At 71.9% G+C, this 21,219-nt stretch carries 24 protein-coding genes; 11 read left to right on the forward strand and 13 right to left on the reverse strand.

All coding sequences use genetic code 11. From position 1 onward, the window contains the following. The first annotated feature begins 3 nt into the window (after window positions 1-3). Genes ACFMQL_RS37595 through ACFMQL_RS37605 form a run of 3 tightly spaced genes read left to right on the forward strand, consistent with a single transcriptional unit; the run spans window position 4 to window position 2,511 of the window. Window positions 4-1,095: an MAB_1171c family putative transporter gene (locus ACFMQL_RS37595; RefSeq protein ID WP_378789572.1), complete on the forward strand. Its 1,092-nt coding sequence runs from the start codon at window positions 4-6 to the stop codon at window positions 1,093-1,095. 17 nt (window positions 1,096-1,112) lie between these two features. Continuing rightward, window positions 1,113-1,649 carry a hypothetical protein gene (locus tag ACFMQL_RS37600; RefSeq protein WP_378789574.1) on the forward strand — a complete coding sequence of 179 codons (537 nt, stop codon included), beginning with the start codon at window positions 1,113-1,115 and terminating at the stop codon, window positions 1,647-1,649. A gap of 55 nt (window positions 1,650-1,704) precedes the next feature. Continuing rightward, the gene (locus tag ACFMQL_RS37605) at window positions 1,705-2,511 is read left to right on the forward strand and encodes an LLM class flavin-dependent oxidoreductase (RefSeq protein WP_378789576.1); all 807 of its coding nucleotides are present in this window, start codon (window positions 1,705-1,707) and stop codon (window positions 2,509-2,511) included. A 75-nt stretch (window positions 2,512-2,586) separates the two neighbouring features. On the opposite strand, the gene ACFMQL_RS37610 is transcribed toward ACFMQL_RS37605, so the two are convergent. Further along, complete coding sequence (locus ACFMQL_RS37610) at window positions 2,587-3,324, reverse strand: PH domain-containing protein (protein ID WP_378789577.1); 738 nt, start codon at window positions 3,322-3,324, stop codon at window positions 2,587-2,589. Between the two features lie 174 nt (window positions 3,325-3,498). Between ACFMQL_RS37610 and ACFMQL_RS37615 the strand changes: the two genes are divergently transcribed. Continuing rightward, window positions 3,499-3,771 (forward strand): GlsB/YeaQ/YmgE family stress response membrane protein, encoded by a 273-nt coding sequence (locus ACFMQL_RS37615; protein ID WP_364069272.1) that lies wholly within the window; start codon window positions 3,499-3,501, stop codon window positions 3,769-3,771. A 167-nt stretch (window positions 3,772-3,938) separates the two neighbouring features. Here the strand turns inward: ACFMQL_RS37615 and ACFMQL_RS37620 are convergent, their stop codons facing one another. Then, the gene (locus ACFMQL_RS37620; protein WP_378789579.1) at window positions 3,939-4,550 is read right to left on the reverse strand and encodes a class I SAM-dependent methyltransferase; all 612 of its coding nucleotides are present in this window, start codon (window positions 4,548-4,550) and stop codon (window positions 3,939-3,941) included. 200 nt (window positions 4,551-4,750) lie between these two features. Here ACFMQL_RS37620 and ACFMQL_RS37625 point away from each other — a divergent pair, with 200 nt between their 5' ends. The 5 genes from ACFMQL_RS37625 to ACFMQL_RS37645 all read left to right on the forward strand — a co-directional run bounded on the left by ACFMQL_RS37625 (window position 4,751) and on the right by ACFMQL_RS37645 (window position 7,750). Then, the gene (locus ACFMQL_RS37625) at window positions 4,751-5,362 is read left to right on the forward strand and encodes a TetR family transcriptional regulator (protein WP_364069268.1); all 612 of its coding nucleotides are present in this window, start codon (window positions 4,751-4,753) and stop codon (window positions 5,360-5,362) included. An 8-nt stretch (window positions 5,363-5,370) separates the two neighbouring features. Then, the gene (locus ACFMQL_RS37630; RefSeq protein ID WP_378789581.1) at window positions 5,371-6,306 is read left to right on the forward strand and encodes an NADP-dependent oxidoreductase; all 936 of its coding nucleotides are present in this window, start codon (window positions 5,371-5,373) and stop codon (window positions 6,304-6,306) included. A gap of 260 nt (window positions 6,307-6,566) precedes the next feature. Beyond that, entirely contained in the window at window positions 6,567-6,857 is a 291-nt protein-coding gene (locus ACFMQL_RS37635) for a hypothetical protein (protein WP_364069264.1), read from the forward strand. Window positions 6,858-6,987: 130 nt separating this feature from the next. Beyond that, on the forward strand, window positions 6,988-7,440 hold the full coding sequence (locus ACFMQL_RS37640; RefSeq protein WP_364069262.1) for a VOC family protein: 453 nt from the start codon (window positions 6,988-6,990) through the stop codon (window positions 7,438-7,440). 103 nt (window positions 7,441-7,543) lie between these two features. Continuing rightward, a complete protein-coding gene (locus ACFMQL_RS37645; RefSeq protein ID WP_364069260.1) occupies window positions 7,544-7,750 on the forward strand; it encodes a hypothetical protein in 207 nt (68 codons plus the stop codon). Between the two features lie 85 nt (window positions 7,751-7,835). Here ACFMQL_RS37645 and ACFMQL_RS37650 read toward each other — a convergent pair whose 3' ends face one another. Then, window positions 7,836-8,735: an AraC family transcriptional regulator gene (locus tag ACFMQL_RS37650; protein WP_378789583.1), complete on the reverse strand. Its 900-nt coding sequence runs from the start codon at window positions 8,733-8,735 to the stop codon at window positions 7,836-7,838. Between the two features lie 90 nt (window positions 8,736-8,825). Here ACFMQL_RS37650 and ACFMQL_RS37655 point away from each other — a divergent pair, with 90 nt between their 5' ends. Together ACFMQL_RS37655 and ACFMQL_RS37660 are read left to right on the forward strand one after the other, a co-directional pair. Beyond that, entirely contained in the window at window positions 8,826-10,037 is a 1,212-nt protein-coding gene (locus ACFMQL_RS37655) for an erythromycin esterase family protein (RefSeq protein ID WP_364069258.1), read from the forward strand. Between the two features lie 12 nt (window positions 10,038-10,049). Further along, on the forward strand, window positions 10,050-11,222 hold the full coding sequence (locus ACFMQL_RS37660; protein WP_378789585.1) for an NAD(P)/FAD-dependent oxidoreductase: 1,173 nt from the start codon (window positions 10,050-10,052) through the stop codon (window positions 11,220-11,222). Window positions 11,223-11,495: 273 nt separating this feature from the next. Here the strand turns inward: ACFMQL_RS37660 and ACFMQL_RS37665 are convergent, their stop codons facing one another. From ACFMQL_RS37665 to hemW, 10 genes are read right to left on the reverse strand one after another with little or no spacing between them, the layout of a single operon-like run. After that, complete coding sequence (locus ACFMQL_RS37665; protein ID WP_378789587.1) at window positions 11,496-12,065, reverse strand: flavin reductase family protein; 570 nt, start codon at window positions 12,063-12,065, stop codon at window positions 11,496-11,498. Continuing rightward, window positions 12,062-12,391 (reverse strand): non-heme iron oxygenase ferredoxin subunit, encoded by a 330-nt coding sequence (locus tag ACFMQL_RS37670; RefSeq protein WP_364069252.1) that lies wholly within the window; start codon window positions 12,389-12,391, stop codon window positions 12,062-12,064. Before ACFMQL_RS37670 ends, ACFMQL_RS37665 begins: the two co-directional genes overlap by 4 nt. Before the next feature lie 37 nt (window positions 12,392-12,428). Further along, complete coding sequence (locus ACFMQL_RS37675; RefSeq protein WP_378789589.1) at window positions 12,429-13,904, reverse strand: acyl-CoA carboxylase subunit beta; 1,476 nt, start codon at window positions 13,902-13,904, stop codon at window positions 12,429-12,431. Next, the gene (locus ACFMQL_RS37680; protein WP_364069248.1) at window positions 13,901-15,136 is read right to left on the reverse strand and encodes an alpha/beta hydrolase; all 1,236 of its coding nucleotides are present in this window, start codon (window positions 15,134-15,136) and stop codon (window positions 13,901-13,903) included. The genes ACFMQL_RS37675 and ACFMQL_RS37680 overlap by 4 nt, the downstream gene beginning before the upstream one ends. Before the next feature lies 1 nt (window position 15,137). After that, window positions 15,138-16,232: an LLM class flavin-dependent oxidoreductase gene (locus tag ACFMQL_RS37685; RefSeq protein WP_364069246.1), complete on the reverse strand. Its 1,095-nt coding sequence runs from the start codon at window positions 16,230-16,232 to the stop codon at window positions 15,138-15,140. Between the two features lie 5 nt (window positions 16,233-16,237). Next, window positions 16,238-16,513, reverse strand: a complete 276-nt coding sequence (locus tag ACFMQL_RS37690) for a hypothetical protein (protein WP_364069244.1) — start codon at window positions 16,511-16,513, stop codon at window positions 16,238-16,240. Then, window positions 16,510-17,766 carry an MFS transporter gene (locus ACFMQL_RS37695; protein WP_364069242.1) on the reverse strand — a complete coding sequence of 419 codons (1,257 nt, stop codon included), beginning with the start codon at window positions 17,764-17,766 and terminating at the stop codon, window positions 16,510-16,512. Before ACFMQL_RS37695 ends, ACFMQL_RS37690 begins: the two co-directional genes overlap by 4 nt. A gap of 33 nt (window positions 17,767-17,799) precedes the next feature. Then, window positions 17,800-18,654, reverse strand: a complete 855-nt coding sequence (locus tag ACFMQL_RS37700; protein WP_364069240.1) for an alpha/beta fold hydrolase — start codon at window positions 18,652-18,654, stop codon at window positions 17,800-17,802. Beyond that, a complete protein-coding gene (locus tag ACFMQL_RS37705; protein WP_364069238.1) occupies window positions 18,651-19,832 on the reverse strand; it encodes an NAD(P)H-dependent oxidoreductase in 1,182 nt (393 codons plus the stop codon). Before ACFMQL_RS37705 ends, ACFMQL_RS37700 begins: the two co-directional genes overlap by 4 nt. 13 nt (window positions 19,833-19,845) lie before the next feature. Then, entirely contained in the window at window positions 19,846-21,216 is a 1,371-nt protein-coding gene (gene hemW / locus ACFMQL_RS37710) for a radical SAM family heme chaperone HemW (protein WP_364069236.1), read from the reverse strand. Between the last annotated feature and the right edge of the window lie 3 nt (window positions 21,217-21,219).

Below are 21,219 nucleotides of genomic sequence, written 5' to 3' on the forward strand. Positions count from 1 at the left end.
TGCGTGGGCCTGGCCGAGTGGTTAGCCATGATCCTGCTGTGGGGCGCGTCGATCTCCCGCATCCGTCCGGCGATGCGCTCGCACGAGCAGCGGATGCTGTGGGCCGCCTTCACCGGGCTGGCTCTGTCGCGGGTGTTCACCGCGCCCGCGGTGGTGACGTGGATGGACGCCGCCACCGGCACGGAGCTGGCGACGCTGCTGCGGCATCTCACCGGCCTGGCGTCGGCGACGAGCCTGCTCGCGTACGTCGAGGCGATCACCCGGCGGGGGCGGCCGTCGCGGGCCCGCTGGATCTGGCCGGCCGCCCTGCTCACGATGGGCGTCCTGGTCACCATGTTCGCCGTACGCGGTGGCCGCATCTACTGGGTGGACGGCGCGCACTCCCCCGGCGCGACGGCCGTCGAGGGCCGCGTCTATCTGGCGATGTTCGACGCCTGGCTGATGACGTGCCTGGCGTCGGCGGGCTGGATGTTCGCCGGGTACGCGCGGGTGGCGCCGCCGCTGTTGCGGCTCGGCCTGGTGCTGTCCACGATCGGCATGGCCGCCGGGGTGATCAACCGGGCGCACGTCATGACCGTCAACCTCGCCACCCTCCTCGACCCGGACACCACCTTGCGGGAGATCCCCGTCCTGGGGCGGGTGACGCTGCTGGCGTGCGTCGTCGGCATCACGGCCGGCACGTCGATTCCGGCCTGCCGGCTGGGCGTGGCCAGGCTGCGCCACCTGGCCGCGCTGCGCGAGCTGCGTCCGCTGTGGGACGCGCTGACGGCGCAGTACCCCGACCTTTCGCTGCCGTTGAAGGTGGACCTGCGCGCCCGGGTGGTGCGGCGGGTGCTGGAGATCCGCGACGGCATGCTCAACCTCACGACGGTGGCCGAGCCGCCGTCGAGCGACGACCCCGCCCGGGTGGCGCGGTGGGTCGCCGACGCCCTGGGCGCGGCTCGCGCAGGACACGAGCCGGGGGTGCCGTCCGGTCGCATCCCCGGCCCTGATTTCGCCGGTGACATGGAAAGAGAGACACAGTGGTTGCGACAGGTCGCGAAGGCGTTCAAGCAGCTCGGCAGCGGCCGCAGGTCCGCCTCGCTCGGCGCCTGACCGATGTGTTCGCCCCGATGTGGTTCGTGATGGGCCTGCCGCTGGTGGTGGGCGCGGTCACGTCGGGGTGGCCCGGGGTCGGCTGGGGCGCGCTCGCCTCCGGGTTGTGCGGTGGCGTGCCCGCGATCGTCATCTTCGGCGGGGTCCGCAAGGGGTGGTTCGGGGACTGGCACATCGGTGAGCGGTCCCAGCGGCCGAAGCTGATCGCGGTCATCGTCGCCCTCGTCGTCGTGGCGCTGGCCCTGCTGGTCGTGCTCGGGGCTCCCATGGTGATGGTGGCGTGCGTGGTCATCATGCTCGCCACGCTGGCCGTGGTCGGGCCGGTCACGCTGGCCTGGAAGATCTCCTTCCACACCGCGGTGGCGGCGGGGTCGGTGGTGATGCTCGCCTGGGTGCTTCCGTGGCCCGCCGTGGTGCTCGCCGCCGGGGCCGTGCTGGTGGGGTTGATCGGGTGGGCGCGTACGGTGCTGCGCGACCACACGCCCGCCCAGGCGGTCACGGGCGCCGTCGCGGGAGCGTCCGCCACGGCGGTCACCCTGGCCGTGATGCTGTAAGCCGCCAGTGCCCGCGTTCCGTCGAACTGTCGGTGCCGGGTGCTTGAGTGGGGGCATGCGGTACGGCATCGACGTCGCGATCCTCGGTGACCTCGCCGAGCCCGCGCACCTGGTGACCCTCGCCCGGGAGGCCGAAGCGGCCGGGTGGGAGGCCGTGCTGGTGTGGGACCATCTCGGCTTCGCCTGGGGCGTGCCGTCGGCCGACCCGTGGGTGGCGCTGGGTGCGGCGGCGCAGGCGACGTCCCGCATCAGGCTGGGCACGGCGGTGACGCCCGTGGCCGGGCACCGCCCGGAGCGGCTGGCGCAGACGGTGGCGACGTTCGACAGGCTGAGCGGCGGCCGCGCGATCCTGGGCGCCGGGCTCGGCGGCGTGGAGCGGGAGTTCACCGCCTTCGGCGCGGCGCGTCCCGGCGGGGCCGTGCTCGACGAGGCGTTAGAGGTGCTGGCCGCGCTCTGGTCCGGCGAGGAGGTGCGCCACCGGGGCGCTCACTACACCGTCGACGGGGTGCGGCTCGCGCCGCTGCCGGTGCAGCGGCCCCGGGTTCCGGTGTGGGTCGGCGGCACGGCTGCGGGCGCGCTGCGGCGCGCCGCCCGCTGGGACGGGTGGATCGTCGCGGGCGACGACCAGGACGGCCGCATGACGCTCTCCCCCGAGGCCCTGGCCGCTCAGGTCGGTGAGGTGCGGCGGCATCGGGCCGCCGACGGCGGCTTCGACGTGGCGGTCATCGGGGTGAGCGACCCCGGCTCGCCGGTCCAGGCTTACGCGGATGCGGGCGCCACGTGGTGGTTTGAGCATCTCCACGGTTACCGGGGTTCGCTGGAGCAACTGGTGCGGCGGGTCAAGGCGGGCCCGCCCGCGTGACATCCCTGCGACGCTGACCGGCGCAGCTCGATGCCTCCCCGACTGTGGTGGAGTGCGCGTTTCCAGATGCGAGGTTCAGCGACGGCGGCGGATGATCGCCCCGATCACGAAGGTGCCGATGTACGCCAGGAAGGGCATCACCAAGATCAGCGTCATGGGGCGGAACAGGGCCTCGGTGACGGGGTTTTCGTTGATGACGTCGTACATGCCCGTGGCCAGCATGACGAGGGAGATCACGACCCCGGCCGCGAGTCCGAGAAACATGGCCATGACCGCGACGTGCACCAGCGGTCGCGGGTATCTGCGGGCGCGGGCGATCTTGTCTGCCGCCTTGCCGACCGGCGCCCAGTCCTCGCCCCTGCGCAGCATCCACACCTCGCGCAGAGCCTCCACCTCGCCCTCCAGGTCGGGGAGGTTCTTCTCGTTGAGCTGCGGCAGGATACGGCGGCGGCCCTCCGCGTCGTAGAGGACGACGATCAGGTCCGGCGCCCCGCGCCCCGCACCGGGGTTGATCTCGATCTCGATGCCCTGGACGTCCGGCCAGGGCGTGGCGTGGCTGCTGAACGCGTTTCTGATCGTGATCCGGTCTCCGTCGACGATCGTCGCGCTCCCGGTGCCCGCGCGCACCGCGAAGAGGATGAGGGCGGCGAACAGCGCCCCGACGGCGACGGGGACGAAGGCCGGCACGTCTTCGTCCAGAGCCAGGCGCACGACCAGCAGGACACCTGCGGCCGCGGGGGCGGCAAGGGCGGTCCACAGCCAACCGCCTGACGGATACCGGTACTCGCGGTGGAATGCGTGATCGGCGGTCACACCGGCATCGTAAACGCGGCCCGCCGGGACCCCTCCCGGATCAGCGGCGGCTCACCCCGTCGTTACAGGACCTTGTCGTTTGCGCGTTTGTGCATTCGGGAAGCAACGGATTGCCGACGTGTCTCTGCGACCTGCCGTACCTCCGTCAAGCGATCACCAGAAAGGCGGCGCAGCATGGAAGTCACCGGTATCATCTCCGCGCTCATCATCGGGGTGATCATCGGCGTTCTCGGGCGCCTGGTCGTTCCCGGACGTCAGAACATCCCGTTCTGGCTCACCATCGTGATCGGCATCGTCGCCGCCCTCATCGGCACGGCCATCGCCGCCGCGCTGGGCGTCGCCGACACCCGAGGCATCGACTGGATCGAGCTGATCATCCAGGTCGTGCTGGCGGCGGCGGGCGTGGCCGGCGCGGCCGCCCTGTACGGCAAACGCCGCACGTCATAGCGGCCGCGTTGTACGGCGCACGCCGCATGTCACAGCGGCCGCACTGCACGGCGCACGCCGCACGTCACAGCGGCCGCGCTGCACGGCGCACGCCGCACGTTATGGCGATCGTCGTCCGGCGAGCTCCGGCGCATCCACGCCGGCCCGCTCGCCGGGCGCCATCATGCTCATGCCTCGAGGACGGTGACGGAGAAGGGGCGGTGCGCCTCTTCCTCGACGTGGTGCAGGATGCGTGTCAGGCCGCCGAGGTGGACGTACAGGCGTTCGGCCTCCGGCCAGGGGTGGACGAGGGTGAGCAGGCCACCGGGGCGGACGAGTTCGATGAGCCGGGCGGAGGCGAGCCGCAGGCGGTCGCCGCGGCCTAGGTAGTAGAGCGTCTCGGCGCAGAAGACGAGGTCGAAGGAGTCGGCGGGGCGGTAGGAGATCAGGTCGGCGCGGATGAACGTCGGCCGTTTGCGGGCGGGGCGGGCGCGGGCGCGGTTGAGTGCACGCTCGGAGACGTCCACTCCGGTGACCTCCGCGTCGGGGTACCGCGTGGCCAGCGTGTGTGTGAAGACGCCTTCGCTGCAGCCCACGTCGAGGATGCGGCGATAAGGGCGATGAGGGACCAGGCGTAACGTCGTGGCGTACTTGTGCTGCTCGTAGTCGTCGGTCAGGAGATGCCAGGGATCGGGCGAGCGGTGCCACCAGTCGAAGTAGCGCCGTAACAGCACCGCCTGCGCCCCGGGCGGGAGCAGCGACACCGTCTTGAAGAGCGCGCGATGCAGCAGATCGGGCAAGGGCTGCCGGTCAGCCTCAGGCGGGCGCGGAAGCATGCTCTCACGCTGAGTTCCGCCGCTCGGGCCGTCATGGGCCTCAGGTCGGAGCCGTGCGCTCGTACTCAAGACGGAGGGCGGAAGCACTGTAGTGGGCATCAAGTTACAAGATTTGATATCTGTAACTTCGGCGGCTAGCCTGGCGGCGTGGAGCTGAAGCACTGATGGCCGCCCGCACTCCGCTGGACGCGGACGCGATCCTGGCGGCCACCGAGGAGATCCTGCGCCGCCACGGGCCGGACAAGGCGACGGTCGTGGACGTCGCCCGTGCGCTCGGGGTCAGCCATGCCGCCGTCTACAAGCACTTCCCGTCGAAGCAGGCGCTGCGCGAGGCGGTGACCCGGCGCTGGCTCGACCGCAACCGCGACACGCTCGCCGTCATCGCGGCCGACCGTACGCTCCGGCCGCCTCAGCGGCTGCGCAGGTGGCTGCATGCGGTCCTGTCGCTGAAGCAGGCCAAGATCCGTGAGGATCCCGAGCTGTTCGCCGCGTACGGTCATCTCGCCGCCGCGCACAGCGCCGTCGCCACCGGGCATGTCGCCGACCTGTTGGGGCAGCTGACGGCCATCGTCGCCGACGGCGTCGATGACGGGAGCTTCCGCACCGGTGACGCGGAGGCCGCCGCCCGCGCGGTCTTCCACGCCACGGCCAAGTTCCACCACCTCGCCCATGCCGCCGAGTGGCCGGACCCGGGCATCGAGACCCAGCTCGACGAGGTGTGCGGCCTGATACTCGAAGGTCTGCAGGCACCTCGACGGGGCGACAGCAATCACTAAGGAGCATCGTGGTTCACGCAATCGGAGTGACAGAACCGGGCGGGCCGGACGCGCTCGTCGAGCTCGACCTGGAGCCGGAGCCGCTCGGCCCCGGCCAGGTGCGGATCCGGGTCACCAGCGCCGCGGTGAACCCGACCGACACCCTGGTCAGGTCACGTCCGCGGCAGGGCGAGGCGGACGGCGTACGGGTGCCGGGCATGGACGTCGCCGGCACCATCAGCGAGATCGGCCCGGACGTCGACCGCCCGTTCCAGATCGGGGACGCCGTCATGGCCATCGTGGTGCCGTCGGGCGAGCACGGCGGCTACCGTTCCGACCTGGTCGTGCCGGCGCGGTCGGTGGCGAAGATCCCTGCCGGGCTGCCGGACGCCGAGGCCGCCACCGTTCCGATGAACGGCCTCACCGCGCAGCTCGCGCTGGACACGCTGGCGCTCCCGGCCGGTGCGACGGTGGCCGTCACGGGCGCCGCGGGGACGCTCGGCGGGTACTTCGTGCAGCTCGCCAAGCTGGCCGGGCTGGTCGTCGTGGCCGACGCCGCCCCGCAGGACGAGGAGTTCGTACGTTCGTGCGGCGCCGACGTGGTGCTGCCGCGCGGTGACGGGTTCGTGGCGGAGGTCCGCCGCCTCTACCCTCACGGCGTGGACGGGCTGCTGGACGCCGCCGTGCTGGACGCCGCCGCGCTCCCGGCCGTCAAGGACGGCGGGACGCTGGTCACCGTACGCGGCTGGCAGGGCGACGGGACCGACCGGGTGCGGGTCGCTCCCATCTTCGTCCGCGGCTACGCCGAAGAGGCGGAGAAGCTGGACCGGCTCGCCGAGCTGGCCGGCGACGGGCGGCTCACCCTGCGCGTGGCCGGGCAGCCGCCCGCCGCCGAGGCCGCCGACGCGCACCGCTCGCTCGAAAAGCACGGCGTCCGCGGGCGTTTCGTCCTGCGGTTCGCCTGACCGTTCCGCCGCCCTCGGCCTGCCGGGTCACGGTTCCAGGCCGAGGGCGGCCAGGCGGGCGGGGTCGGAGGCGTTCGCCGACCCGGCGGCCGGGATCGCGTTCGGCTACACCCGCCGCCGGTTCGGGTTCGCCTGGCACTACCCCGGGCACCGGCGGCCGGCCGAGGCCGTTTCCGCTGCGGTCGCGTGAAGGGGTCGCGTGGTGAACGTTCGCCTCGCTCTGGCGGTGATCGCCGCCGCACGGCTGCTGATCGGCCGCCATGGCGGCGCGCGGGCACGGCACGATCATCATCACCGGCGGCATGCCCGAGCCCAAGCCGCAGTACGTGAGCCTGTCGCTGGGCAAGGCGGGCGTCCGTACCCTGGTCACGCTGATCGACCAGGCGTACGGCGCCTCCGGCGTGCACCCGGCGAGCGTCACCGTGGACGGCCCGGTCGCCCCCGGCACCGCCTTCGACCCCGACGACATCGCCGAGCACTATTGGACCCTGCACGCGCAGCCCCGCGACCGGTGGACGCACGAGATCCTGCACTCGGGCGCCCCGCGCTGATCGCGTACTTAGGCGGGACGGTCGCTGATCGCCCACGCCGGGCGGAACGGGCCGCTGATTGCGGACGCGAGGCGCAGCGGGTAGATCTGATCGCCTTCGTCGTCTCTGCGGGAGGAGCGCGTCAACCGCGATGTCGCCTTACTACCACGTCTGCTTCGCCGTTCCCGATCTGCGGGCGGCGATGCGGGACCTGTCCAGCGCGGCCGGGGTCGCCTGGCGCGAGCCGCGCGACGGCCGTATCGGGGAGTGGGACTACCGCATCGTCTTCTCCGCCGAGGGGCCCGCGTTCATCGAGCTCATCGAGGCCGCGCCCGGAGGGCCGTGGGGCGACACGAGCACGCCGCGCTTCCACCATCTCGGGTTCTGGACGTCCGACGTGGCCGCGGGCGCCGAGCGGCTGGCCGCCTCCGGCTTTCCCGAGACGTTCTCCGGCTGCCCGTACGGGCGTCTGTTCGCCTACCACCGCCTCGACTCCATCGGGGCGGACGTCGAGCTCGTCGATCAGCGGCAGCAGGCGTCGTTCCTGGAGACGTGGCAGCCGGGCGGGCCGCCGATGCCGGTCATCGACGAGGAGCGGGCGTAACGCACGCGGATCTCCGAGCGCTAGCCAAGGCGGGGGCCACTCGCGGCGCGCGGCGGGTCGCTCGATCCGGTGAGACGGAACAACGGAACGGAGGCACGACCGCATGGCGATTCCACCGATCAAGAGCGTCACCTTCGGTGTCGAAGTCAGCGACCTCGACGCATCGGCGAAGTGGGACGAAGCCCTGCTCGGAACCGCGCCGATGTCCCCTGACGAGGGCATCCTGGAGTTCAGGCTCGCGCAGGGAACGCACCTGATGCTGTCCGCGGGCGAGCCGGGCCGGGGCACGGACGTCGCCCAGGGCGACTGACGTGCGCGCCCCGTTGACCGCACCGGTGAGGCCGTAGTGTCCGCCGTCATCGAAGCCACCCACCTGGTACGCGTGCTCGGCCAGGTCACGGCCGTGCCGGGGTCACGCTCGGCATCGCCGTGGCCCGGCGGCGGTAGGCGCCCGGGGCGAGGCCGAAGTGGCGCTTGAAGGCGTTGGCGAAGGCGAACTCCGAGGAGTAGCCGACGCGAGCGGCCACGGAGTCCAGGGAGGCGGCGGGGTCGAGGACGAGGAGCCGGGCGGCCGTGGTCATGCGCCACCAGGTCAGGTACGTCAGCGGCGGCTGGCCGATGAGCGCGCCGAAGCGGCGGGACAGGGTGGCTCTGGACACCCTCGCCCGGTCGGCCAGTTCCTGGACGGTCCAGGGGTGGGCGGGGTCGTCGTGCATGGCGTTGAGCGCCGCCCTGATGTCGGGTGCGGCGAGGGCTGCGGCCCAGCCGGTGTCGGGCTCGCCGCCGGGGTGCTCTTCGAACCAGATGCGCAGGACGTACAGCAGAAGCATGTCGAGCGCCACGGGCAGGAGCGCGGCGGCGCCGAGGCGGCGGCTGCCGGTCTCCGCGCCGAGCACCTCCACGGCCGCGCGCAGGCCCGCGTGGTGTCCGGGGCGGGCCGGGATGTGGATGACGCCCGGCAGCTCGCGCAGGAGCGGGTGGGTCCACTCGGGGCTGAGCCGGTAGCCGCCGCACAAGGTGACGGTGGTGGATCCGGTGGCGTGTGCGGTCGTGGACGGGCTGTCGGCCAGGGTGTAGCCGTCGCCGTGCGGGGAGAAGACGACGTCGCCGGGTGCCAGGTGGGCGGGCTCGTCGGCCTTGTCGATCAGCCAGCAGGTGCCCTGGAGCACCACCAGGAAGCCGGCCGTGCCCGGCAGGTCGGGGAAGGTGCGCCGCCAGGGCGCCCGCCACTCGACCCGTTCGGTGGCGGGCGTGCCCACCCGTACGGCGGAGATCACGTCGCTGAGGATGTCCATCTCGTTCACCCCGCGCTTTGATACGTTCGCGTATAAAAGTGCCACAGCTGAGCATTCATTGTCTCACCGTACGCTCGTAGCCTCGGACACATGGCACGTACGACAGAGACCGCCGCCCGGCGGTGGGTGGCCGAGCACGCCCGCGCGCTGACGACCACCGACCCGGCGGACGCGCTCACCGACCTCCACCCGCTTCGCGAGCTGCTGGCCGATGCGGAGATCGTCGGGATAGGCGAGCAGACCCGCGCGGCGCACGAGGTGATGACGCAGGCGCACCGGGTGCTGCGGCTGCTGGTCGAGGACCTGGGGTTCCGCGTCCTCGCGATCCAGGACGACGAGGTGGCGGTCGAGCGGGTGAACGCCTATGTCCTCGGCGGTGACGAAGACGTCCGTACGGCGATGTCCGAGCTGTGGGCCCCGTGGCGGACCGCGGAGCTGCGCGCCGTCGTCGAGTGGGCGCGGGCGTTCAACCGGCGGCATCGGTCCGACCCGCTGCGGATCGTGGGGCTGGACGCTCCGTCCGCCCGGCCCGCGGACTACCAGGCCGTGATCGAGCATGTGGCCCGCGTACGTCCCGGGCTGGTCCCCGAGCTGCGCCGCCACTACGACACGATCGTCACCGCACACGAGGTGCCCGAGCACGTGCAGCACGCGCGGGGCGTCCATCCTGGACGTCCCTTCGTCGAGCACGCGCGCGACGCCCTCGACCTGGTGGCCGCGCTGCCCGACCCAGGCGTGGCGCTGGAGAAGGCGAAGCTGATCGTGGACGCGCACGCCGGCAGCTTCGCCGGCGGCGGCTTCGACTACGCCGAGACGAGGCGCCGCTCGGTCGCCGTGCTGACCTCGCTGCTGCGCGACGACGGCGTGAAGATCGCCTACTGGGAGGGCATGTCGTTCACCGCGAACGCGCCCCGCGTCATCCCCGCCGCCCTGCTCGGCCCGTTCCAGAGCGTCGGCAACGAGCTGCGCGAACGGCTGGGCGAGCGCTATGTCTCCTTGCTGATCGCGTTCGCGCGCGGCGATGTGAGCGGCCTGCATCCGGGCCAGGTCGTTCCCGATCCGATGCCCGGGTCGGCCGACGCCGTGCTCGCCGCGGGGCCTGATCGCTATCTGCTCGACCTGCGTTCGCCTCGGCCCGAGCCGGTGGACGACTGGCTGGGCGGGCCGCACAAGCTCCGCATCATCAGCGGGATCTACAAGGCGGAAGCCGATCCCGAGCACTACCTGACGGCCGGGCGGCTCGACGAATGGTTCGACGCCGTGCTGCAGGTAGGCACCGTCACCCCGACCACCCTCTTGTGAGGAGAGAACGATATGCGTACGACCGTGGCCGTCATCGGCGGCGGATACGGCGGCATCACCGTCGCCAAGGAGCTCGACGGCGTCACCGACGTGGTGCTCGTCGAGCCTCGGGACACCTTCGTCCACAACGTCGCCGCGCTGCGCGGCCTCACCGATCCGGGCTGGACGGACCGGATGTTCCTCCCCTACGACCGGCTGCTCGAGCGCGGCACGATCATCAGGGACCGGGCCGTGCGGGTGGACGAGACGTCCGTCTGGCTGCGATCGGGCGAGCGGATCGAGGCCGGCTACATCGTGCTGGCGACGGGCTCGTCCTACCCGTTCCCCGCCAAGGTGGACGTCGAGGACAGCGCCGCCGCCAAGGAGAGGTACCACGCGGCCCGCGAGGCGCTCGCGAGGGCCGGCCGCGTCCTGCTGCTGGGCGCCGGTCCTGTCGGGCTCGAACTGGCCGGGGAGATCCTGGCGGCCTGGCCCGACAAGTCGATCACCCTCCTCGACCCGGGGTCCGAGATCGTCTCCGGCGGGTATTCCGCCGAGTTCAGGGCGGAGCTGCGCCGCCAGCTCGACGCGCTGGGCATCCGGGTCGTCCTCGGGGCGCGCCTGCGCCAGCAGCCCCCGTCGGAAGCCGGTGAGTACGCGACGTTCACCGCCACCCTCGACTCCGGCGAACGGCTCACCGCCGACATCTGGTTCCGCTGCTTCGGCGGCGTCCCCGACACCGGCTACCTGGCCGGGAGCCTGGTTTCCGCGCGGCGGCCGGACGGGCGGCTCGCGGTCACCGACGAGCTGCGGCTGCCCGGCCAGTCGCGGGTGTTCGCGCTCGGCGACGTCACCGCGATCCCCGAGGCCAAGCAGGCGAGCGCGGCGACCCGGCACGCGTCGGTGATCGCGGCCAACATCCGCGCGCTGCTCCAGGGTGACGGCGAGCCGGCCGCCTACCGGCCTGGGACACCGGGGATCGTGCTCCCGCTCGGCCCGGACGGCGGCGCGACGTACGCACCGGACTGGGAGGACTACGTGGACGCCGCCACGCAGGAGCACATCAGGCGGCACGCGAAGGAGCGCGGCGACGGGCTGCTGGAGCTGGGCATCCTCGACGCGGAGCTCACGTCCCAGCTCAAGGGGCGGCACCTGAACGTCGAGGAGTACGCGCAACTCCTCAACGCCGACCCGGCGGGGGCCTGAGAACAGGCCCTTGCGCGGCGAGCCCCCGAGTTCGGCCAGGATTTCGGCGGTGTCGTCGGGGTGGGACGTGGTGAGGTGCCGGCAGGCGTGTTTGGTCCTCCACGCGCCGGCGCGCAGCTCGTCCACCGTGCCAGCCCGATTCACGAACCGGGTGGCGAGGCTGGGCGCTCGGCGCCCTCGTCGGCATGCTCACCACGCCGCCCCGCCGGCGGTCGCCGGAGATCCGACTCATGGGCGGTTCCCGCGCGGCCGAGCCGCGGTGCGCGTCCGACGTCAGCGCTCGTGTGCGGCGGCGGGCTCGGACGGTGCGGGGAGGAAGCGCCCGTAGGCGCCGTGGTGGTACAGCAAGGGGTCGTCGGTGCGGCCGAGCGCCTCTGCGTGGACGACCAGGCCGAGGATGAGGTGGTGGTCGCCGGCCTTGAGGATGCTGTGGGGGCGGCATGCGAGAAAGGCGGCGATGCCGTCCAGCACGGGGAGGCCGTACGGGCCGGGGCGCCATCGCGTGGGCGGCGCGAAGCGATCGGCCCGCCGACCGGCGAATCTCGCCGCCGTCTCCGGCTGGCCGCCGCTCAGGATGTTCACGGCGAACAGGCCGGCCGAGCGCAGCTTGGGCAGGGTCTCGGAGCGTTCGTCCACCCAGCAGGAGACGAGCGGCGGACGCAGGCTGGCCGAGGTGAACGAGGTGACCGTGAGCCCGGCGGGGCCGCCCCCGTCCGCGACGGTGATCACCACGACGCCCGCGGCATGCCGGGCCAGCACTCCGCGGAACCGCTCCGGGGAGACGCCGGCGGAGCCGCCCGCGGGAGGGCTTGGGGCGGTCGTCGTGGACGGCGAGCCCGTCATGAAGCGGGCGCCGAGCCGGCCGGGGTGACCGCGACGAACACCTGCCCGTCCTCGACCTTCACCGGGTACGTGGTGACCGGCAGCGTGTTCGGGGCCACCGGTTTGCCGGTGCGGACGTCGAAGCACGAGCCGTGCAGCCAGCATTCCAGGGTGCCGCCGTCGAGCTCGCCCTCGCTCAGGGTGGCGCCCGCGTGCGGACAGACGTCGTGCAGGGCGAAGACCTCGTCGCCTTGGCGCGCCAGGGCGATCGGGGTTCCCGACGCCTCGACGCCGAGCAGGCCGCCGTCGGGAATGTCGGACAGGTGACAGATGAGTTGATAGGTCATGGCGAACACGGCTCCTTGGTGCGGACTGGCGTGCAGGTCACTGAGGCAGGTTGTCGTGGCGGAAGCCGGGCCGCAGGGAGGGCAGCAGGGCCGCGAACGTCCGGACCAGCTCCTGCCGGGTGCCGGCCGGCGTGATCTCTCGGTCCACGGACATGCGTTCCAGGGCCCGCTCGCCGCCCACTCCGGCGGCACGGTAGCGGTCGATCAGCTGCGGCCGGGCCGCCGGGTCGGCGGCCAGCTCGCGGTGGAACACCACCTCAACGGCCGACTCCTCGCCCATGACGGCGATTTCGGCGCCGGGCCAGGCGAGCACCGCGTCGGCCCCGAGGTTGCGGGAGTTCATCACGATGTACGCCCCGCCATAGGCCTTTCTGAGAATCACGGTGACCCGCGGGACCGTGGCCTCGGAGAAGGCGAACAGCAGCTTCGCCCCGCGCCGGATGACGCCTTCGGCCTCCTGGCGGCGTCCGGGCAGGAAGCCCGGTGTGTCGACGAGGACGAGCAGCGGAACGCCGAAGGCATCGCACATGCGTACGAACCGGGCACCCTTCTCGGCCGCGCGAGCGTCGATGACGCCGGCCAGCCGCAGGGGCTGGTTGGCGACGACCCCGACCGGGTGGCCGGCCAGCCGCGCGAAGCCGGTCACGATGTTCGGAGCGTAGCGTGGCTGAAGCTCCAGGAAGTCAGCGCCGTCGGCCAGCCCGCGAATGACGCCGCGCACGTCGTACACCTTGCGGGCTTCGCGTGGCACGTCCGGCATGACGCCGGGAGGTTCGGGTGCGGCCGGCGGCGGCGGCTCCCAGCACGAGCCGGGCAGGAACGACAGCACCCTCCTGGCCTTGGCCATGGCGTCCGCCGCATCGTCGGCGACGAGGTGAACGACACCCGATCGGGTGGCGTGCACCTGAGAGCCGCCGAGTTCCGCTGGAGTGACCTGCTCTTTGGTGACGGCGTGCACGACGCGCGGGCCGGTGAGGAACATGGAGGAGCCGTCCCTGGTCATGATCACGACATCGGTGAGCGCGGGCGAGTAGACGGCGCCCCCGGCGCATGAGCCGAGCACCACGCTGATCTGCGGAACCCGGCCCGACAGCGCGGCGTTGAGCCGGAAGACCGCGGCGTAGGCGTCGAGCGCGCCCACGCCCTCCTGGATGCGGGCGCCGCCGGAGCTGATGGCGCCGACCACCGGCATGCGGCCGCGCAGCGCGTGTTCGAGGGCTCTGGCCATCTTCTGGCCGTGGACCTCGCCGAGGGTGCCGCCGAGCTGGCGCGGGTTCTGCGCGTACGCGGCGACCGGCCGCCCGTCCAGCCGCCCGAGACCGGCCACGATGCCGTCGCCGGCGGGGCGCCGGCGGGCCATGCCGAGTGCCGACTCCCGGTGCCGGCCGTGGGCGCCGAACTCGACGAACGACCCGGGGTCGAGCAGGCCGTCCAGCCAGGCGCGGGCCGGGTCGGACGTTCCGTTGCCCGCGTGCGCCGAGCCGGCGATGGCGAGGTCTGCGAGCCCGCTCATGTCCCGCCCTCGCTGCTCATGGAACGGGCCGCTGTCACCCCGCGGTTTTGGGCGGCGCCTCCGTCCAGCGCCTGAAGGCGGCCGCTGCCGGGAGGGCAGGGCTCGCGGTCGCCGGGAGCGTCGTCGAGGACCGTGCTCAGCCACGAGCGGAGCCGCGCCTCCCACTCGGGGAGGCGGTTGAAGCACATGTGATCGCCGTTCTTCAGGAAACAGACCGTGAGCCGCTCCCCCAGAGCCTCGCGGAGCCGGCTCGCGTGCGCCCAGGGCACGGTGCGGTCGGCATCGCCGTGGATCTGCAGCACCGGGCAGGTGACGGCGGGCAGCATGTCGTCCACGTGGAACGCGGCGAGCGCCGCCACGGCTCGGCGGCCGGACAGGCCGAGGTTGTACTCCATGGTCTGCGGGATGGGCGGAGGCGCTACGCGGTGCACCTCGAGCAGGTCCAGAGGGGCGGAGATGACCGCGCAGGCCGCGAGGCGCCGGTCGGCGGCCGCGGCGCGGAGCGCGAAGTAGCCTCCCGCGCTGCCGCCGACCACGGCGATCCGGTCCGCGTCCAGTTCTGGCAGCCGGGTGAGCGTGTCCAGCACGGCGGCGATCACCACCTCGGCGTCGGCCCGCCACGGCACGTCGTGGAAGCGGCGCAGCTCGCCCTGACCGGGCAGGTCGAGGGCGGCGGAGGCCCAGCCGCGGGCCGTGTACGCCTCGCTGATGCGGTGGAACTCCTCTTTCACTCCGTCCACTCCGCCGAGGGTGAGCACGCAGGGAGCGGGCCGCCGGCCGGCGGGGACGCGGAGGGTGACGGGGACGGCGACGCCGTCCACCGGGATCTCCAGCCGCCGGACGGGCGGGTTCAGCAGGTCGCCGCTTGCCGTCGCCGCCGCCACCAGCCGCCGCCACAGGCGGGCGCGTTCGGCCGGCCGGAACTCCATGTACTCGGCGGCGCGGTAGCAGGCGACCGCCCGCTGGAGGCACTCGGCCGCGGTGACGTGATCGCCGTCCGAGGCGAGCGTGCGGCCGGTCCGCTCGTGCCGCTCGGCGAGCCCCTCCCAGACGGAGCACCACGCGCCGGGTGAGCGGATGGCGCGCAGCGCGTCCAGCGCCTCTCCCGGATCGACGCCCATGAAGACCAGACGGGGCAGGAGCGGCTCGCCGCGGCGCAGGCCGAGCAGGGGAAGCGCGCCGCGGACCCGCATGGCGGCGCGGAACGGCAGCGGTGGTCGTCGGGCCCCCATCTCAGGCCGTCTCCTCCCCGGTGAGCTGAGGGATGACCTTGTCCGCGAACAGCCGCATCGACCGTGTCACGGCCTCCATCGGCTGGCCGAAGTCGAACGTGGCGGCGACCGTGGTGACGTGCAGGTTGTCGATGAGGTCCGCCAGCTTGACGACGCAGTCGTCGGGGGCGCCCACGACGATCGTGCCCTTGCCGGCCGCGTCCTCCGGGGTGAAACCGCCCCAGCGCATGCCGAGGGCCGGGTAGTGGGTGAAGTCGCGGGGCACGCCGTCGCGCTTGAACGCGGCGATGGTGGACGCACCGGCCGCGCGCGTCTCGGCGACGTAGCGCATCACGTGCGGAGCGGCTGTGTCGAAGGCGGCCTCGAAGGTGTCGTCGACGTGGACGTGCACGTTCATCAGCACCTTGCCGGCCGCGGGGTCGAGGCCGGCTCGTTCCCTGGCGGCGAAGTACAGGCCGACCTTCTCCGACAGCGAGGCCAGGTCAGGTGAGAGCAGCGGCGCGATCATCAGGTGATGCCCCTTCTCCCCCGCCCAGGTGAACGTCTCCGGGGTCGTGGCCGCCGCCACCCACACCGGCGGGTGCGGGCGTTGCAGGCATCGGGGCTCCACCCGTAGCTCGGGGAAGCGGAAGAAACGGCCTTCGTGGGCGAAGCTCTCCCCTCGCAGGGCCTGGAGGAGGATCTCGCTGTTCTCCGCGAAGCGGGCCCGGCTCTCCTCCATGGGGATGCCGAAGCCGTCGTACTCGCACTTGAGGAACGCTCTGCCGATGCCCAGGTCGAGCCGCCCGCCGCTCACCTGATCGAGGGTGGCGACCCGCTCGGCGACCGACAGCGGGTGGTGGTAGGGGATCTGCACGACGCCGAGGCCGAGCCGGATGCGCCGGGTCTTGGCCGCGAGTGCGGCCAGCAGCACGTCGGGGGCCGACAGGATCCCGCCGTGCGGCTGGAAGTGATGCTCGGCCAGCCAGACGCTGTCGAAGCCGAGGTCTTCGGCCAGGACGGCGAGCGTCTGGATGCGGGAGAGCATGCGGTCGGGCGGCCCGTCGGATTCGGGGTCGAAGGTGGGCAGGTTGAAGCTGCCGAAGGTGAGCGGCATTCGAATCACTCCCGCAGTTCGGCCAGGATTCTGGCGGTTTCGTCGGGGTGGGATGTCGTAAGGTGCCGGCAGGCGTGTTCGATCGTCCACGCGCCGGCCGATGTGGTGTCCGTCCAGCCGGAGGGCCTGGCCGGCACCGGCCCGGGATGCTTCTCGCTGATGTCGCCGATCGCGCCAGCGGCAGGCCTGCCCGCGTTGGGATGCATGCGAACCTCACGCTCGCCACCCGGCTCCCGCATCACCGCGAGCGCCTCCAGCGGCTCGTCCTCCGTGCCGGTCATCGCGCCGCCTCCTTCCCCGCCCAGGTTTCGGGGAGGAACGCGACCAGTACCGCGGTGGCGGCCAGCACCGCAGCGAGGATCCAGTAGCGCGCGCCCAGCCCGGCCCGCTCGGCGAGCAGGCCGCCGACCACCGGGCCGAGGATCGGGCCGATGCCCTGGACAAGGCGGTTGGCGCCCAGCGCCGCACCGATGCGGCGCGGGTCGGCCTTGAGCACGTCGTCGGTGACCATGGTCGTCGACAGCGAGATGACGGGCCCTTCGGCGAGACCGACGATGGCGTAGACCAAGGCCACGCTCCACACGGTGACTCCGGCGATCGGCAGGCCGGCCAGGGCCGCCGCGACGAGCAGCAGGGCGATCAGCAGCGGCAGCCGCCTGCCCACCTTGTCGGAGATGGCCCCGGCCAGCACGGTGCCCGCGGAGGCCACCAGCTCGTACGGGATGAACACGAGCGCGATCACGAACGGTGACGCGGCGAGCCCGGTCAGGCTGAACGGGACGAGGAAGGTGGCCGCGACGCCGACGGCGAACGACAGGCCGGCCACGATGCCCGACAGCAGCACCACGCGCCGCCGGTACCAGGCGAAGGTCTGGGCGACCGCGGTGCGCAGCGGTGCCACGTGCCGCTCCTGGGCCGTCTCGGGCAGTGCGAACCAGGTGAGCGCGCACGCCGCCAGCAGGAGCGCGGCGTCTGCGGCCAGCACGGCCTGCCAGGTCGCCGCGGTCAGCGCGAGGCCGCCCGCGACGTAGCCGAGCACGGAGCCGGTCCCGATGGCGCCGGCCAGGATGCCGATGGCCTTGCCCCGTTCATGCGGACCGTAGGTGTCGGCGGGGACGGTGAAGGCCGGCGAGGTGAACAGGCCGCGGCCGATGCCGAAGAGCACCCAGCCGGTCAGGAACGGCCAGGCGGCCGCCCACAGCGCGGACACCAGCACGCCGAGGGCGCTGACCGCGAGGCCGCCGACGATGACGGGCTTGCGCCCGTAGCGGTCGGCGGCGACGCCGGCCGGGACGTTGAGCACGGTCATGAGCAGCGACGACACCATCAGCACCAGGCCGAGCGCGTCCGGCCCGACCCCGAGCGAGCCGGAGATCGACGGCAGCGCGGGAAAGACCGACATCATGGCGGCCCACTGCACCAGGACGGCGCCGGACAAGACGGCCAGCCCCCGGCCGCGTTCGGTGGTCAGCAGGCCGCTCAGCCTGAGGTCGGTGGCGGGTGCGGGGCCGGGTCGTGGTTCGGATCGTGTCATCGGATCGTTTCCTTGGGGTATGGGCGACAAGGTTCAGGACGCGCAGCCGCATCCGGAGCCGCAGCCGCCGGAGCCGCCGAGCTGAACACCCAGGAATTCTGCGATGGCCGCCGCCACGGGGACGGGCTTTTCCATGAACATGAAGTGACCGGTGCCGGGCACCACGTGCAGGCGGGCGCCGGGGATGGTCTCGGCCAGGTAGCGTGCGCTCTCCACGGGGGTGCTGCGGTCCAGTTCGCCGGCCACGACGAGGGTCGGCGCGGCGATGTCGCGTACGCGCTCGCGCAGGTCGGGATGGGTGAGCCGGATGAGGTTGCGGTGCACGGACCAGGGCACCCAGGACCAGCTCGCGATGACCCGATTGGCCACCTCGGGGTAGCCGTCGAGGAAGAAGAAGGGGGCGGCGCGTTTGTTGGACTCCTCGATGACCTGGCGGTAGGTCTCCTCGGTCACCTCCGGACGCTTCCACTTCATCTCGTAGTGCGCGGCCGAGCCCATGAGGACGAGGCCGGCGACCCGTTCCGGGTGCTCCAGCGCCAGCATCATGGCGGTGACGGAGCCGAGGGAATGCCCGGCGAGGATGACCTGGTCCCATCCGAGGTGGTCGAGCACCTCGATCACGTCGGCGGCGCACTGGGCGGCCGACAGGGGGTGGTCCTCCTTGGACGACAGGCCGTGCCCGCGCAGGTCGAGCGCGAGGCAGCGCAGCGTCGGGTCGAGCAGCGAGATCAGCTCGGCGAAGTGGGTGTGGTTGTCGCGGTTGCCGTGCAGGAACACCACGGGCGGCGCGGCGGTCTCGGGTCCTGACATGCGGTAGAAGAGCCGGGCGCCGTCCGACAGTTCCACGGCATCGCAGGTGGTGGGCAGTTTCCAGGTGAGCGGCATCATGACCGTGCTCCTTCGCTGGCCACGGACAGGTCGAGGCTGCGCATCTCCCGGACGATCTCCTCGATCTCGGTGACGATCTCCCGGGTGGTGTTGGTGCCGGTGATCGCTCTGCGCAGCCGTCCTTGGGGGGTGACGATGACGACGTGCGGGTCGACGTTCGCCGCGAGCCCCAGCTCCTGGGCGAAAGCGCGGTCCCAGTCGATCAGTACGGGCACGGGGTGCTGCTGTTCGGCGATCCGTTCCTTGACGAAGTCGCGGGTGATGAAGTGCGGCAGCTGGTCGACGACGGCGACGAGCCGCACGTCGAGCCCCGGGAAGCGCTTGAGTATCGCCTGGATGCGCCGTACGGCCTCCTCGCTTTTGTCCTGGCCGGAGACGACGAAGACGAACGGGCTCAGCCCGCCGTTCTGCGGCAGCGCGAAGGACCGGTCGTGCAGGTCCTTCAGCAAGCGGAGCTGCTCGGTGCAGTCGCGGCCCTCCGAGCCGCCGAGCCGCGGCGAGGCGCCGTGCACGTTGAAGGTGGAGAACCCGATCGCGGAGGTCACGCGGCGGCCGACCTGGCGGGCGATCTCGATGGCGAACTCCGCGTTGTCGACGCCCACGCCCCACGGTTTGGTCCTGATGCCGGGCTGCTCGTCGAATTCGATGAGGCTGAGCCCGACGCTGATGACCACGGACAGCTTGACGTTCGTCCACAGCGGCATGAGCTGGGCCATGGCCCACTCCTGGCCGATGCCGCCGGAGGTGATGATCTGGCCGGCGACCTTGCCTTGGAACGCCTTGCCCTTGACGTCGGCGGCGACCTCGTAGTTGTAGTACTGGTACTCCAGGTCGTCCTCGTCGGCCGGCTCGCACCGGTCGAGCCACTGTTTCCAGGTGAAGGGCAGGCCGAGCGCGTAGACCGGGGAGGCGAAGATGAAGGCGTCCGCCCAGCGGACCTCCTTGTACAGGCGGGTGTAGCGGTCGTCGGGGTGCTTGAACAGGTGGCATTGGGTCCTGTTCATGCAGTCGCCGCAGCCGTCGCAGTCGACGATCGGATAGTCGACCAGGCGGACGAGCCGTGTCTGGGCGCCCAGCTCGGCGGCGCCCTTGAGGGCCTCGCGGCACAGGAACTCGCTGGCGCTCTTGGCGGTCGTCTTCGGCGAGCCGCAGATCCCGAGCACGTTCTTCGACTTCATCGCGGTTCTCCGATCAGTCGCGGATGCGCCGGGGCGCGGCCTGCCCGGCTTTCATGAGCCGTCCTCGGGCGAGCACCTCCCGAGGGATGGCCTCGATCTCGGTGTAGCGGGCGGAGAAGAACTCGCGGCAGACGTTGTTGCCCCAGAAGACGCCTTCCTCGGTCAGGCGGATCTCCTCGTCGGTGATCTCCAGCAGGCCGCGCGCGACCAGCTTGTCGATCTTCTCGCCGAACACGTCGATGGGGTCGCAGCCGAACAGGGAGCGGAACCTGGGGCGAGAGACGCTGAACAGCCGCAGGCCCTTGGCCATGGCGCCGCACATCTCCTCGTCGCGGTCGGCGCGGGAGCCGATCAGCACGGGGAGCTCGCCACGGTCGACCGCGCCCTGGTAGTCGGCCAGAGGGCCCTTGTTGACGTACATGTACCTGCCGAGATAGCCGAAGGCGGCCGCGCCGACGCCGAGCAGGTCCTGCTGCTCGGAGAAGTAGAGCACGGCATGCTTGTTGATCTTTCCGGGCAGCGCGAAGTCGTAGACGGAGTACTGCTCGTATCCGGCATCGCGCAGCATGCTCACGGCCATGCGGTACATCGCGACCTCGTGGTCGTGGTCGCCGGGCGGCTTGAGCCGCTTGGTGTCGATCTTCGAGAACAGCCGGGTGAAGGGCGGGATGATGAGGGAGAACAGCGTGACGTGCTCGTAGCGCCAGTCGATGGCCTCCTCGACGTCGGCCCGCCACTCGTCGAGGGTCTGCTCGGGCAGGTTGTAGATCAGGTCGATACCGACGTTGTCGTAGCCGGCGTCGCGGGCGACCTGGGTGGCCACACGGGAGGTGGCCGGGTCCTGCGGGATCTCCAGCATGCCGGCGTAGCGGTCGTTGTAGGTCTGGACCCCGAAGCTGATCCGGTTGCAGCCGGCCTCCCGTGCCGCGACGAGCTTCTCGCGGGTGAAGTTGGACGGGTTGCCCTCGGCGCTGATCTCCGCCTCCGGGCTGAAGCGCAGCACCGTCCTGCAGTGGGTGATCAAGTCGTGCAGCTGTTCGGCCGACAGGCAGCTCGGCGTGCCGCCGCCGATGGCCAGGGAGCCGAAGGTGAACGACCTGACCAGCGGGCTCTCCGCGTACGTGGTGATCTCCCGCTTCAGCCGGACGAGGTAGCTCTCCAGCTTCGCCTCGTCCATGAGCTGCTTGTTGAAGGGACAGAAGTTACAGATCTTGTCGCAGAACGGGATATGGATGTACATGGCCTTCTCGCCGTCGCGGGTGGACGGCGAGTTCAGGTTCATCAGCATCGGCACCTCGCTGACGTCGGGCGGGTCAGCGGGCAGCGGGTAGTGCGAGACGCAGATGCGTTCGCGCTTGTCGTACGGTTTCGTTGCGGTGCTCACGCC

This window comes from Nonomuraea fastidiosa (assembly GCF_042751225.1).
GTDB lineage: Bacteria > Actinomycetota > Actinomycetes > Streptosporangiales > Streptosporangiaceae > Nonomuraea > Nonomuraea fastidiosa.